The 13,757-nt window shown below is 47.1% G+C and carries 16 protein-coding genes; 13 read left to right on the forward strand and 3 right to left on the reverse strand.

Features of this window, described 5'->3' with window-relative positions:
• Window positions 1–73 precede the first annotated feature (73 nt).
• From FOT42_RS06645 to FOT42_RS06675, 7 genes are all read left to right on the forward strand, one after another.
• Complete coding sequence (locus FOT42_RS06645; protein ID WP_151889796.1) at window positions 74–820, forward strand: electron transfer flavoprotein subunit beta/FixA family protein; 747 nt, start codon at window positions 74–76, stop codon at window positions 818–820.
• A gap of 70 nt (window positions 821–890) precedes the next feature.
• Window positions 891–1,859, forward strand: coding sequence for an electron transfer flavoprotein subunit alpha/FixB family protein (locus tag FOT42_RS06650; protein ID WP_151889797.1), 969 nt, complete (start codon window positions 891–893; stop codon window positions 1,857–1,859).
• A 91-nt stretch (window positions 1,860–1,950) separates the two neighbouring features.
• Window positions 1,951–2,583, forward strand: coding sequence for a bifunctional nuclease family protein (locus FOT42_RS06655; RefSeq protein WP_151889798.1), 633 nt, complete (start codon window positions 1,951–1,953; stop codon window positions 2,581–2,583).
• Window positions 2,584–2,589: 6 nt separating this feature from the next.
• Window positions 2,590–4,050 carry a NupC/NupG family nucleoside CNT transporter gene (locus tag FOT42_RS06660; RefSeq protein WP_151889799.1) on the forward strand — a complete coding sequence of 487 codons (1,461 nt, stop codon included), beginning with the start codon at window positions 2,590–2,592 and terminating at the stop codon, window positions 4,048–4,050.
• 101 nt (window positions 4,051–4,151) lie between these two features.
• Window positions 4,152–4,511, forward strand: a complete 360-nt coding sequence (locus FOT42_RS06665) for a four helix bundle protein (protein WP_151889800.1) — start codon at window positions 4,152–4,154, stop codon at window positions 4,509–4,511.
• 125 nt (window positions 4,512–4,636) lie between these two features.
• Window positions 4,637–5,461, forward strand: a complete 825-nt coding sequence (locus tag FOT42_RS06670; protein WP_151889801.1) for a thymidylate synthase — start codon at window positions 4,637–4,639, stop codon at window positions 5,459–5,461.
• An 82-nt stretch (window positions 5,462–5,543) separates the two neighbouring features.
• Window positions 5,544–6,416, forward strand: a complete 873-nt coding sequence (locus tag FOT42_RS06675; RefSeq protein WP_192938340.1) for a carboxypeptidase-like regulatory domain-containing protein — start codon at window positions 5,544–5,546, stop codon at window positions 6,414–6,416.
• Window positions 6,417–6,453: 37 nt separating this feature from the next.
• Here FOT42_RS06675 and FOT42_RS06680 read toward each other — a convergent pair whose 3' ends face one another.
• Window positions 6,454–6,660 (reverse strand): hypothetical protein, encoded by a 207-nt coding sequence (locus tag FOT42_RS06680; protein ID WP_151889803.1) that lies wholly within the window; start codon window positions 6,658–6,660, stop codon window positions 6,454–6,456.
• A gap of 249 nt (window positions 6,661–6,909) precedes the next feature.
• On the opposite strand from FOT42_RS06680, the gene FOT42_RS06685 reads away from it, so the two are divergent.
• The 4 genes from FOT42_RS06685 (at window position 6,910) to FOT42_RS06700 (ending at window position 10,986) form a co-directional block, all read left to right on the forward strand.
• Window positions 6,910–8,649 (forward strand): amidohydrolase family protein, encoded by a 1,740-nt coding sequence (locus FOT42_RS06685; RefSeq protein WP_151889804.1) that lies wholly within the window; start codon window positions 6,910–6,912, stop codon window positions 8,647–8,649.
• Window positions 8,650–8,662: 13 nt separating this feature from the next.
• Window positions 8,663–9,088 (forward strand): Dabb family protein, encoded by a 426-nt coding sequence (locus FOT42_RS06690; protein ID WP_151889805.1) that lies wholly within the window; start codon window positions 8,663–8,665, stop codon window positions 9,086–9,088.
• Between the two features lie 102 nt (window positions 9,089–9,190).
• The gene (locus FOT42_RS06695; protein ID WP_151889806.1) at window positions 9,191–10,657 is read left to right on the forward strand and encodes an arylsulfatase; all 1,467 of its coding nucleotides are present in this window, start codon (window positions 9,191–9,193) and stop codon (window positions 10,655–10,657) included.
• Window positions 10,658–10,689: 32 nt separating this feature from the next.
• On the forward strand, window positions 10,690–10,986 hold the full coding sequence (locus tag FOT42_RS06700) for a hypothetical protein (protein WP_151889807.1): 297 nt from the start codon (window positions 10,690–10,692) through the stop codon (window positions 10,984–10,986).
• Window positions 10,987–11,052: 66 nt separating this feature from the next.
• On the opposite strand, the gene FOT42_RS06705 is transcribed toward FOT42_RS06700, so the two are convergent.
• Window positions 11,053–11,349, reverse strand: a complete 297-nt coding sequence (locus FOT42_RS06705) for an isoamylase early set domain-containing protein (RefSeq protein WP_151889808.1) — start codon at window positions 11,347–11,349, stop codon at window positions 11,053–11,055.
• A 141-nt stretch (window positions 11,350–11,490) separates the two neighbouring features.
• Window positions 11,491–12,585, reverse strand: coding sequence for an aminotransferase class V-fold PLP-dependent enzyme (locus tag FOT42_RS06710; RefSeq protein WP_151889809.1), 1,095 nt, complete (start codon window positions 12,583–12,585; stop codon window positions 11,491–11,493).
• A gap of 219 nt (window positions 12,586–12,804) precedes the next feature.
• Between FOT42_RS06710 and FOT42_RS06715 the strand changes: the two genes are divergently transcribed.
• Both FOT42_RS06715 and FOT42_RS06720 read left to right on the forward strand, forming a co-directional pair.
• Window positions 12,805–13,197 (forward strand): 2TM domain-containing protein, encoded by a 393-nt coding sequence (locus FOT42_RS06715; RefSeq protein WP_151889810.1) that lies wholly within the window; start codon window positions 12,805–12,807, stop codon window positions 13,195–13,197.
• Window positions 13,194–13,691, forward strand: a complete 498-nt coding sequence (locus FOT42_RS06720) for a dihydrofolate reductase (protein ID WP_151889811.1) — start codon at window positions 13,194–13,196, stop codon at window positions 13,689–13,691. The genes FOT42_RS06715 and FOT42_RS06720 overlap by 4 nt, the downstream gene beginning before the upstream one ends.
• Window positions 13,692–13,757: the final 66 nt, after the last annotated feature.

Below are 13,757 nucleotides of genomic sequence, written 5' to 3' on the forward strand. Positions count from 1 at the left end.
AAAATTTATTATGCATGCATAATAAATTTTAGATTTATATGACTATATTTGAAACCATAAACCTTAAGCATATATGAAGATTCTAGTTTGCATCAGTAATGTACCGGATACCACGTCCAAGATAAACTTCACGGAAGGTGATACCAAGTTTGACACAAACGGGGTCCAATTTGTTATCAATCCGAATGATGAGTTTGGTTTGACACGGGCCATGTGGTTCAAGGAGAAGCAGGGTGCCGCTGTCCATGTGGTCACCGTGGGAGGCGCACAAACAGAGCCGACCATACGAAAAGCGTTGGCCATTGGTGCCGATGAGGCCATCCGTGTGAACGCCGAACCCACCGATGGTTTTTTTGTGGCCAAACAGTTGGCCGAAGTGGTCAAAAATGGCGGTTACGACCTGGTCATTGCAGGAAGGGAATCCATTGACTATAACGGGGGCATGGTGCCCGGAATGTTGGCCACCTTGTTGGACATGAACTTCGTGAACACCTGTATCGGGCTGGAAATTGATGGCAACAATGCCACCGCCATGCGCGAAATCGATGGGGGAAAGGAAAAAATAAGCACCACATTGCCCTTGGTCATCGGTGGACAGAAAGGACTTGTCCAAGAAAGTGACCTCCGCATCCCAAACATGCGTGGCATCATGATGGCCCGTCAAAAAGCATTGAATGTAGTGGAACCCGTGGACGCGCCACAACCTACCCAAGACCAAAAATTTGAAAAACCGGCACCAAAAGGTGCGGTCAAGTTGGTCGATGCGGACAATGTGGGCGAATTGGTCAACCTTTTGCACAACGAAGCGAAAGTCATCTAAACCAAAAACGTAAAGCACCAAATACCAAACATTTGGAATTTGGGATTTGAACATTGAAATTTTAGAAAATATGTCAGTTTTAGTATATACCGAATCCCTTAAGGGAAAATTCAAGAAAAACGCCTTTGAAGTGGCTTCCTATGCCCACAAAGTGGCACAAGATCTGGGCACAAGTGTCACAGCGGTCACCTTCAACGCCAATGACGATGCCTCCTTGGGCAATTATGGCGTATCCAAGGTCCTAAAAATAGCAAACGACAAATTGGAGACCTTCAATGCAAAGGCCTATGCCGATGCACTGGCACAAGCTGCCCAGGCCGAAGGTGCCAAGGTCATCATATTGAGTTCCAGTGCCGACAGTAAGTTCTTGGCCCCCATACTCACCACCAAATTGAATGCAGGCTATGTGCCCAACGTAGTCGCCGCACCGGACAGCACTTCCCCTTTCGTGGTCAAAAGGACCGCTTTCAGTAACAAGGGGTTTGCCCACACGGAAATCAGTGCGGATATCAAGGTCATCGGGCTGTCCAGCAATGCCTTTGGCGTTGTGGAAAATGGTGGTTCTGCCACTGTGGACAACTTCAGTCCTTCCTTGAGCGAAGGCGATTTTGCGGTGAAATCCGTGGAAGTGGACAGAGTGGTTGGAAAAGCCACCATTGCGGATGCCGACATCGTGGTATCGGGTGGACGAGGCCTCAAAGGCCCTGAAAATTGGGGAATGATCGAAGAACTCGCAGAAGTTTTGGGTGCCGCAACGGCCTGCTCCAAGCCCGTCTCCGATCTCGGTTGGCGGCCACATGGTGAACACGTGGGCCAGACCGGAAAACCCGTGGCCAGCAATCTTTACATCGCCATCGGCATCTCCGGGGCCATCCAGCACTTGGCCGGGGTAAGTGCCTCCAAGACCAAAGTGGTGATCAACAACGACCCTGAGGCCCCCTTCTTCAAGGCGGCCGATTACGGCATTGTCGGGGACGCCTTCGAGGTAGTGCCCAAGCTCATCGAAAAATTAAAGGAATTTAAAGCCCAAAACGCTTAAATTTTGTTAATTTGCCCATTGCAAGGGGCTGTTCAGATAACTGGCATTGCCGCTTATTTGAACGGCCCTTTGGGGTTTTTAGGAGGAGATTATGAGCTTAGTTCGATTAAAAATAAAGGGAATATCATACAGTCAAACACAAAATGGCGCTTATGCCCTTATTTTAAATGAGGTTGATGGAGATCGAAAACTTCCCATTGTGATAGGGGCATTCGAGGCACAATCCATCGCCATTGCCCTGGAAAAGGAAATCAAACCGCCCAGACCACTCACCCATGACCTGTTCAAAAATTTTGCGGATAGGTTCCAGATCGTGATCAAGCAGGTCATCATCCATAAATTGGTGGACGGTGTCTTCTACTCCAGCATCATATGTGAGCGCGATAATGTGGAAGAGATCATCGATGCAAGGACCAGTGACGCCATTGCCCTTGCCCTTCGTTTTGATGCACCTATCTTCACCTACAAGACCATCTTGGACAAGGCCGGCATCTTCCTAAAGTTCTCATCGAAGGAAGATGAGGAAAAGGATGAGGACGACAGCATCGTGGTGGACGAGATCCTTCAAGAAGGGGAAGCCGTGGAGATTGAATCCGGGGCCGCCTCGCACGGGTACCGCGAAATGTCCCTCGAAGAACTCCACAAAGAACTGGACCAGGCCGTGGCCAATGAGGACTACGAAAAGGCCGCCAAATTAAGGGACGAAATTTCCAAGCGCAAATAAACGTACATGGCGAAAAAGACCAACTGTTTTCTGATACTCCTGCTCCTCTGCTCGGTCACTTTCGGCCAAAATTCCCTCCCCACAGATTCCCTCAATGTCGCCATAGGCACCACCATCGTTGACGACATTTCGGCCCAAAACACTTTGGACATGGTCCCCAACCAGGGATTTTCCCTCAACAGCCTTTGGCGTGGTGCACTGGGCATGGCCGTGTTGATATTGATCTCATTTCTGTTCAGTTCCAATAGAAAAGCCATCAACTGGAAAACGGTGGGCATTGGTTTGGCACTCCAACTTTTGATTGCCATCGGGGTCTTGAAGGTGCCTTTTGTACAATATATTTTTGAAAAAATAGGTGAAGTCTTCGTCAGCATCCTTGAATTTACCAGGGCCGGAAGTCGGTTCCTTTTTGAAGGTCTCGTAGTGGACATGGACACCTTTGGCTACATTTTTGCCTTTCAGGTGCTCCCTACCATTGTGTTCTTCTCCGCCCTCACCTCCGTACTCTTTTATTTGGGTGTCATCCAAAAAGTGGTAAAGGGGATGGCCTGGTTGCTTTCCAAATCCCTTGGTATTTCAGGAGCGGAAAGCCTTTCCGTGGCCGGGAATATTTTCTTGGGACAGACCGAGGCCCCATTGCTGATCAAGGCCTATCTGGAAAAAATGAACAAGTCCGAGATCCTCCTGGTCATGGTCGGGGGAATGGCCACTGTGGCCGGTGCCGTATTGGCCGCCTACATCGGTTTTTTGGGTGGGGACGATCCCGAACTGCGATTGGTCTTTGCCAAGCACCTTTTGGCCGCATCCGTAATGGCCGCACCAGGTGCCATTGTGATCTCAAAAATATTGTATCCGCAGACCGAAACTGTCAACACCGATGTGAAGGTCTCTTCGGAAAAAATCGGCGCCAACATCTTGGACGCCATTGCCAACGGAACAACCGAAGGATTGAAACTGGCCCTGAATGTGGGTGCCATGCTCTTGGTCTTTGTGGCCTTTATCGCCATGATCAATGGTATTCTGGGCTGGGTCGGCGACCTCACCACATTCAACAATTGGATCGCGGCCAATTCCCCCTACGAGAGTTTTTCGCTCGAGGCCATACTCGGTACGGTGTTCGCTCCGCTCATGTGGCTCATCGGCGTGGCGAACGAAGATGTCATGCTCATGGGGCAACTGTTGGGCATCAAACTGGCGGCCAGTGAATTTGTGGGATATATCCAACTGGCGGAACTCAAGAATATGGCCAGTGGCATGCACTTTACCTACAACAAATCGGTCATCATGGCCACCTATATGCTCTGCGGCTTTGCCAACTTCGCTTCCATCGGCATCCAGATCGGCGGGATAGGCTCCTTGGCCCCGGGCCAGCGCAAGACCCTTTCCGAATTTGGGATGAAGGCCGTTCTGGGCGGTTCCTTGGCCTCTTTACTTTCCGCCACCATTGCGGGTATGATTTTGGGGTGATGGAGTGAAAGGTAAATGGTGATTGGGTAAAGGGTAAAAGGGCTTTTCACCAATCATAAAAGTTTAGTATTCAACCTCGGAATTTTTAAACATATCTAATTATGAGAAATTTTCGAGAGTTAAACGTCTGGAAAGATGGTCGAATTTTAGTGAAAGAAATTTACACACTCACTAAGCTCTTACCAGATTCCGAACGATTTGGATTGATATCCCAGGCAAATAGAAGTTCCATTTCCATTCCTGCCAATATTGCGGAAGGTTGCGGCAAATACTCTGAGAAGGATTTTGTTCGATTTCTTCAAATCAGTCTTGGATCAGCCTACGAATTGGAAACCCACTTGATTCTTTGTCAAGATCTGGGCTTTCTTTCCCCTGATGCAGCAGACTGCGTTATAGAAAAGATTCAAAGACTGCAACAGAAAATCGTATCGTTCATCAAACACATTGAATCAAACCAATGACCCTTTACCCTTTCACCATTTACCCTTTTGCCCTTCACCCTCCTCCTTCTTCGTTGATAAAATTTTCATAAGTCTACCCATTGTCTATTGTCCTGTTACCCATAACCATTTACCTTTAACCCACTATGAAACAGTACCACGACCTCCTCAAACACGTATTGGAACACGGCAACCAGAAAGGGGACCGCACAGGCACAGGAACCTTGAGCGTTTTTGGCTATCAGATGCGATTTGACCTTTCCGAAGGGTTTCCCATGGTGACCACGAAGAAACTGCACCTAAAATCCATTGTCCACGAACTGTTGTGGTTTTTGAAGGGCGATACGAACATCCAGTACCTTCAGGAGAACGGGGTGCGCATCTGGAACGAATGGGCCGATGACAACGGCGATCTTGGACCGGTCTATGGCCACCAATGGCGCAACTGGAACAGTGAGGAGATCGACCAGATCAAGGAAGTCATCGAGACCTTGAAGCACAACCCGAACAGCCGCCGTATGCTGGTCTCCGCTTGGAACCCCAGCGTATTGCCGGACACTTCGGTGTCGTTTGCGGAAAATGTGGCCAACGGAAAGGCCGCCCTTCCTCCCTGCCATGCCTTTTTCCAGTTTTATGTGGCCGATGGCAGACTCTCCTGCCAATTGTACCAGCGCAGTGCGGACATCTTTTTGGGCGTTCCCTTCAACATTGCCTCCTACGCCTTGTTCACCTTGATGATGGCCCAAGTATGCGGTTACCAGCCCGGGGAGTTCATCCACACCTTTGGTGATGCGCACATCTACAACAACCACATGGAGCAGGTGGAGCTGCAATTGAGCCGTGACCCCCGCCCCTTGCCCACCATAAAACTGAACCCCGAAGTAAAGGACATCTTTGCCTTTACCTTTGATGATTTTGAGCTCTTGAACTACGACCCACACCCGCATATTAAGGGGGTTGTGGCGGTGTGATTCGTTTTTCTGCTATTTTAGGAGCTATAGATGTGTCTATTTTACAGGACACATACACATGCCATTTGAAATAAGCTCTAATATGAAAAGATTTCCCACAATCATATTGATTTTAGCCTTTTGCAAAATCGGATATTGCCAAAGCAAACAGGTTGTAGGCGAAGTAAGGAACTTTGAAAGCAATGAACCTTTGCCCTATGTCAATGTCGGGATTGCCAATAAAACGGTCGGAACAGTTTCCAATGAAAATGGATTTTTCAAACTTGACTTAAATGAAAGGACCTCTCCAAGAGACACTGTCATTTTCTCATACATAGGTTTTAAAACTGAAAAATACTTGGTCTCGGATTTGAGCAATCAAAAGAGGGCAATTTTATTGCACCCACAGAATACAGCATTGGACGAAGTAATAGTGACTTCAAAAAAAATAGAACTGAAACACAGAAAGATAGGAAGAACATCCAAAGGCCTTGGATTGATGCATTCAAATTTCTACTCTTACCACGAAAAAGATATCGATGATCGTTTGAGCAAAGAAAGAGGAATGAAGTTTAAGATCAGAAAAAACTGCCACATCCAGGATTTGAATTTCAACATTACCTCGAATGACTTCAAATCCCTGAAATTCAGGGTAAATTTCTACAAGATTGAAAATGGGTTTCCAACAGAATTGGTAGTGGAAAAAAATATTGTTTTTGAAATCAAGGACAATTTCTTAGGATGGTTCAAAGTAGATTTGGAACCTTACAGTATCTATCTCAAAGAAGAAGTTGGAGAAATTGCTGTAACCATACAATGGGTCGAAAGTGAAAAAGCAGATACAAAAAGTAAGTACTTTGCCATTTCAACTGCCAGTTCGCCGACCCATACGGCTTATTTTAGGGAAAAAGCCATGGACAGTTGGACCAAAGGAGGGCAAAGTTTAAGTTTCTATCTAAATGCATTGTGTGAATAAAAGACTATTATAAAAACTATCCTTGCTACCACAAGCCTCATGGCCCGTCCCTAATACACCCCTTCAAAACCTTATTGATTCCCCGCAAGGCCACTGCCACATTTTGGATTTCCCTTTGGGAAAAGGCACCTTCTTCCACATAAAAGAGCATTTCCAAGCCCAAATCCAACACATCGGCCAGTTCCGCAGGAGAAGCGTAGGCATCTTCAAACAAGTCCAAAAATATTCTCTCGCTTTTGATCATGGTTCAAATGTAATCAACTGATTGGGGTTAAGCGTCATAACAGATCATGACCTTAAAATCAATTGAATTGTATTGGAAAATAATTTCCCCCGCTAGCACAAGCCTTTTACCTCCTGCAAATCCCAAGACTCCAGAATCTCTACCCCAAGACACCACCCTACTCAAAAAATCAGTACCTTCCCTTTTACAATCCCATCGCTACGAGACGGTTAGCTGTGATTGTATTCAAAAAACACCAACCTCCATTTTATGACACGAAAACATCTTTTGGCCTGCGCCTTTCTGATCAGCTCGTTTTCCCTGTTCGCACAAACCTACATCACCCATGTGACCGTGGCCGATGTGGAAAAACAACGATTGCTGCCCGATCAGACCGTGGTGATCACCGATGGCCTCATCTCCAACATCAAAAAAAGTAGCAGCATCAAAATCCCACAAAATGCGACCGTAATCGACGGACGGGGCAAGTTCCTTTTTCCCGGCCTTGTGGACGCCCATATCCATTTCTCCCAAAATGGGGGACTGTACACCCGCCCGGATGCCATCGACCTGAGAAAATATATGGACTACAACGACGAAATTGCGCTTGCAAAATCCGACATGGAAACCAAATTGAAGCGATACCTCCAAAACGGGATCACCACGGTGGTGGATGTGGGCTCTACGTTCAACCTGCTCGACGCAAGAAATGATTTCAAGGATAATCCCACTACGGCCCAAATTTTCATGACGGGGCCCCTATTGACCACCTATGAGCCGGCAGCTTTGGCTAACCTTGGAAACGATGGGGTTTTTACCTTGACAAAGACCATTGAAGAGGGCGTCAAGGGCGTCCAACAACAATTGCCCCACCAACCGGACTTTATCAAAATATGGTACATCGCCGGGGCGGACGGATTGGGCGTGGAGGAAAGTGCACGCAAAAACCTGCCCATTGTGAAAGCAATCATTGAGGAAGCCCACAAGCACCGTTTGAAGGTGGCAGTCCATGCCACGGAACGGATCACTGCACAATTGGCCGTGGAAAATGGCGCCGATTTCTTGGTCCATAGTGTGGATGACGAGGTGATAACGGACAATTTTGTGGCTTTGTTGAAGAAAAACAATGTGGCCCTCTGCCCTACACTGGTCGTGCCAAGTGGGTACATGGACACCTTTAGCCAAAAACTGGAGCTTGGCACCCACGACCTCCAAAAAGCCGACCCCTACCAATTGGGAACGCTGCTGGACCTGAAACACTTGCCCGAGCCCTCGCTTATCGAGAATTATAAAAAGTATGCAAACGACCCGAAGAACGTTGCCAAACTCAAAAAGAGCGATTCCATTTCCAGGGTCAATCTGAAAAAATTGTGTGATGCGGGCGTTTTGATCGTAACCGGAACGGATGCCGGAAATATTGGCACCCTGCATACTTCGTCCTACCTTCCCGAATTGAAGGCCATGCAGCAGAGCGGTATGAGCAACTGGGACATCATTCAGGCCTCCACTGTAAACGGAGCAAAGCTCTTCGGCAAGGAAAATGAGTTTGGAACAGTGACTACGGGAAAAAAGGCAAATCTTTTGCTCTTGGATGCGAACCCCATTGAAGACCTCGAAAATATCACCCAAATACATACGGTCTTCAACCAAGGAGAGGCTTTCAATCCCAACGAAGTTTTGCAAGATTCCCCGACCGATCTGGCGCAACGACAACTGAACGCCTATAACCTAAGAAACATTGAAGCCTTTTTGGAACCCTATGCCGAGGATGTGGAAGTATATGCCTTTCCAAACCAACTGCTCTATAAAGGAAAAGAAACGATGAGAGGACAGTATGCCCAAATGTTTGAAAACACGCCAGACCTGCATTGTGAACTCAGGGAGCGAATTGTTCAGGGCAATGTGGTGATCGATAAAGAGCGGGTTCAATTTGGCCCGGAAACCGTAGAGGCGGTCGCCATGTACCACGTTGAAAACGGTAAAATCAAAAAAGTGTATTTTATTCAATAAGAAAACAAAGCAAATGAAAACCATCTCCATCACACTTTTTGCCGCCCTATTATTTGCCAGTTGTGGCGAGCAACCCAAAAAAGAAACCGCCGAAAAACCGGAAGAGACCGTGAAAAAAACCGAAGAAACCGCCACCCGTAAGTTGCGCCATGTGGTGCTGTTCAAATTTAAGGAGACCTCCACCGCCGATGATATTGAGCAGGTAAAACAGGCCTTTGATGCCCTACCCTCAAAAATTCCGCTCATCAAGGGGTATGAATGGGGACTGAACAACAGTCCGGAAAACCTGAACAAGGGTTTTACCCATTGCTTTTTCCTCACGTTCCACAGTGAGGCCGACCGCGATGCCTATCTCCCCCATCCCGAGCATAAGGTTTTTGGGGAGATTGCTGGTCCGCACATCGATGATGTCCTTGTGGTGGATTACTGGACCGAATAAATTGTGGGGCAGATTTGATTTTGGGCAATTTTTCAAACTGTCAATGACCCAATGGCGGTTGTGCTTTGTGGCAAAAAGCCATATCTTTTCAAAAAAAGATACATGAGCAAGCCGCAAGCTTTTATTTGGGCAATTTTTGTTGTCCTCATCCTTGGAAATTGCAAGCGACAAGAGGAAAAATCAGAAACAACCAATACCCCAAAGTCGAACATCATTTACATTTTGGCAGATGACCTGGGCTATGGCGACCTTGGCGTGATGGGCCAAACCAGGTTTCCAACCCCGAACATTGACCAATTGGCGGCAGATGGCATGCTCTTTACCCAACACTATTCAGGTTCCACGGTCTGCGCACCGTCCCGTTCCGCACTGCTGACAGGCCAACATACCGGCCACACTTTTATCCGGGGCAACAGGGAGATCCAGCCAGAAGGCCAATACCCTATGGCCGCTTCCGTGACAACGATTGCCGAACTTTTAAAATCGGCAGGATATGTCACAGGGGCCTTTGGAAAATGGGGCTTGGGCTATCCGGCTTCCGAAGGCGACCCCAACAACCAAGGTTTTGATGAATTCTATGGCTACAATTGCCAACGGATGGGCCATAATTACTACCCCTACCACTTATGGGAAAACCAGACCAAAGTGACTTTGGACGGTAATGTCGGCACCCAGACCCAGACCTATGCACCCGATTTGATCCATGAAAAATCGTTGGAATTTATCGAAAAGCACAAGGACACTACTTTCTTTATGTACTATCCGTCCATCATTCCACATGCCGAACTTGCCGCCCCAGAGGAATACATATCAAAATTTAGGGGAAAACTGGAACCCGAAAAAAGTTATGAGGGAATAGATAAGGGAGCGGATTACAAAAAGGGTGGCTACGGTTCCCAAGAGGAGACCCATGCGGCTTTTGCGGCCATGGTGCATTTATTGGACCGGCAAGTGGGCGAGATCAGAAAAAAAGTGGAAGAACTGGGCATTACGGAGAACACCCTCATCATCTTTACTTCGGATAACGGACCCCACCAAGAAGGCGGCGCAGACCCTGATTATTTTAACAGCAATGCAGGGCTTCGAGGACATAAGCGCGACCTGTACGAGGGTGGCATACGCGTGCCCATGATTGCCTATTGGCCCCAAAAGATACGTGCAAATTCCACTTCCGACCATGTTTCGGTCTTTTGGGATTTCCTGCCCACAGCTTGCGACATTGCACAGATTGATATTCCGAAGGGCATCGACGGTATCTCCTACTTACCGGAACTATTGGGCGGAGACCAGAAAAAGCACGACCATCTGTATTGGGAGTTTTTGGAGCAGGGAGGAAAACAAGCGGTTCGGTTCGGGGATTGGAAAGGTGTACGCCTAAACATGGACAACGACCCAGAGGCCGCCATCGAGCTCTATGATCTGAACAATGATTTGGGGGAACAGTACAATGTTGCCTCTGAGCACCCAGAAATAGTGGCGCAAATAGCCACTATCATGGCACAGGAACATTCTCGTTCGCAGGAATTTAGCTTTGGGTACGAAAAGGACCAAGAAACGAACAATCCTTGATCTTTGACCTATCATTCTATTTAAATCTAGGCATGAACCGATTTGAACTGTACCAAAAGATCAAAGAAATACAATCGGCCCCCATTAGGGAAATGGCCTATTATCTGGCAGATGAAAAGCGGATTGCCATCACCTCATTCGGGCTGGCCTGGTCCAAAGCAACCGCGCCTTGGATCTATTTTGATACGGTCTTGGATCTGGAGGGGTTACGATCCCAATTTGGATTGGGCGAAAATATGGAAGTCCATGAGAACCTGGACCCCAAATCCGGACTTGAAAGAGGTTTTGTGGACCGAACGACCGGAGAAGGTCTGATGGGCAAAATTTGACAGCAGAAATTCCCTGATAAAAAAGACCGCCATCAGTCTTGGGGAATCCTGATGGCGGCTTTGATTTTATACTTCCAAAACGGCGTTTTCGGTGCCGGCATACTCGTTCCATTGGAAACGGTCAGCCTCCTCGTCGTTGGTAAAGTTGCCATCTATCAAATATCTGAACTCGTAGCTGTTCTCCATCGGAAGTTCAAAGGTCCCTTTAAAGGTCCCGTTCTTCAACTTCTTCAGTTCGCTCGCAGTGGGATTCCAATTGTTGAAATCGCCGACAACGGCAACGGTCTCTGCCTCATCTGCGGGAACGGTAAAGGTCACCTTGCAGATAGGCTTGCTTTTTAGGTATTGTTTTTTAATCGCCATGGTACCAAATAATTTAATTCCGGTACAAAGCAATACATAAAACTGCTTACTTACAATTAGTTAGCGCCGATTTATCAAATTGATAAAATGTACCTAACCCTAAGGTTACTTTTGGCAAATTAACTCCTGCTTTTTTACCAATTATCGCTTTGACATCCAACGCTTTAGAAGTGTTCCAATTACATCAATTTCCTCTTCCGTATTGTAAAAATGGAAACTGAGCCGTATGCCCCCACCCCGTGGGGAGGCCACGATATTCTCTTCGGTCAACCTGTTGAAGAGCTTTTCATCCCCTTTGATGTTGAAGATGGTGCTGTGCTGTTTTCTTTGGGCAATATGGGGCTCCAAGAGGTCCAGTTCCGAAAAGGTCTGCATTGCTTTTGTGGAAAGTTTTTGCAGTTGCGCCTGTACATTTTCCAGACCGATATCCTCCAAAAAATGGAGCGCAAATTCCAGGCTGCCAAAGTTGAGGGAATCCAAATGCCCCGGCTCCAAAAATTTGCAGAACGAAATGTTGTTACGCTGGGAAAGATCGTTGTTCACGGAACCATTGCCAATGCCTTTCAGGTCAAATTGGTCCTTCACCCCGTCCTTTACCAGGAAAAACCCGTTGCCATAGCCCGCCAAGAGCCATTTGTAGGCACTGGTCCCCAAAATGTCGATACCGGAAGCTTCAAAATCAAACTCTTCCACACCACAATATTGGGTACCATCGGCAATGATCATCACATTGGGAAAATCCTTTTTCAGCTCCTTTAAAAAATCAAGATCGATACGGACACCATTTACCCATTGCACCAAGCTCAGGGCCAGCACATCAATCTTTCCCGATTTGACCTTTTCGCGGATATTATCTTCCATGCCCGCATCGATATCCACATATACCCTTTTAAAATTCCGGGTCTCGAAGGGCCAGTTCACGGATGGATAATCACTTTGGAGCAACAGCACCGTTTTGTCCTTGGGCAGGCCCTCAAGTAAAAGGTTCAACCCCAGACTGAAGTTGGGCACGAGGGCCACATTTTCCGGACTGCAGTGAAAGAACTTACCGACCACTTTTTTGATCTCGGGCATATGGGCAAACCCCTTGTTCTTCATTTTACTCCCACCGATCAGGAAGTCCAGGTCGTGTCCTTGGCGCCATTCCATCAAATCTTCGCTCAACAGGCCTGCTGAGGCAGTATTGGCATAGATACATTGTTTGAGTACGGGGAATTTTTTTCTGAGGTTCTGCATTGCTACTGTTTTGGGTACAATTCCTTTATTCATTTATTTATTATATAAACTGTACCAGTTGTCATGGTAAGTCGCATCAATGTTGGTTTTTGTCCTCTTGAGCGCAGTCGAAAGGCGGACGAAACATCTCGACTGCGCTCGATGTGACATCCGAATAGACCACTGGCACAATTAGACGATACAATTTCCTTTATATTTGTTGTTAAAGATAGCCATTCCATGTTGTCATTCGGAAAAAAGAAGAAACCTGAAATAGATCTGGAACAGCACGAACTTTTGGAGAATGCCCACAAGCGCATCAAACAAAAGAAACGGCTGTTTTCCCACTTTGTGATCTTTGTGATCGGCAGCGTTTTTTTGGTGTTGATCAATAAAATCTTAAAGTATGGGGAGACCTATGATTGGTTCGTATGGGCCATTCTTGTTTGGGCATTCCTTTTCGTCATCCATGCCGTCAATGTATTTGTGACCCACAGGTTCATGGGCCAAGACTGGGAGCGCGCGCAACGGGAAAAACTGGTGGCATTGCAAAAGAAGCGTATCGCCGAGATCCAAAAGGAAATTGAGACTGATTTCCCCCTTTCCAGCATCAATAAAAAAAAAGATCAATGAAGCGATTGATCATCATTGCCGCTGCTGCGGAGAACAACGCTTTGGGCAAGGACAACGACTTGGTGTGGCACCTTCCGGACGATTTTAAGCGGTTCAAGGCCCTGACCACTGGACATCAAATCATCATGGGCAGGAAAACGGTGGAAAGTTTTCCTAAACCGCTTCCCAATCGTGAGCATATCGTAATCACCCGAGACCCTGATTATAGTCCTAAGTTCCCTTGTACGGTGGTACACTCCCTGGAAGAAGCCATTGGATTGGTCAATGAGGGGGAAACGGCGTTCATCATTGGTGGGGGCGAGATCTACAAACAGTCCATGCGGTTGGCCACGGACATGGAACTGACCCGGGTGCACGGTATTTTTGAGGCCGATACTTTTTTTCCAAAGATTGATGAAAGCCAATGGGAACTGGTGAACGAGGAACATCATCCAAAGGATGACAGGCACAAATATGCCTTTACCTATCTTACCTATCGAAGAAAAGGAACATAGGCAATAATATCAGGTTAGGAGTTAAGAGTTCTGAGTTAGGGGTTTCAAGTTTATGACCTTTTTGGC

Source organism: Flagellimonas hadalis (assembly GCF_007785775.2).
In the GTDB taxonomy this organism is placed as follows: Bacteria; Bacteroidota; Bacteroidia; order Flavobacteriales; family Flavobacteriaceae; genus Flagellimonas; species Flagellimonas hadalis.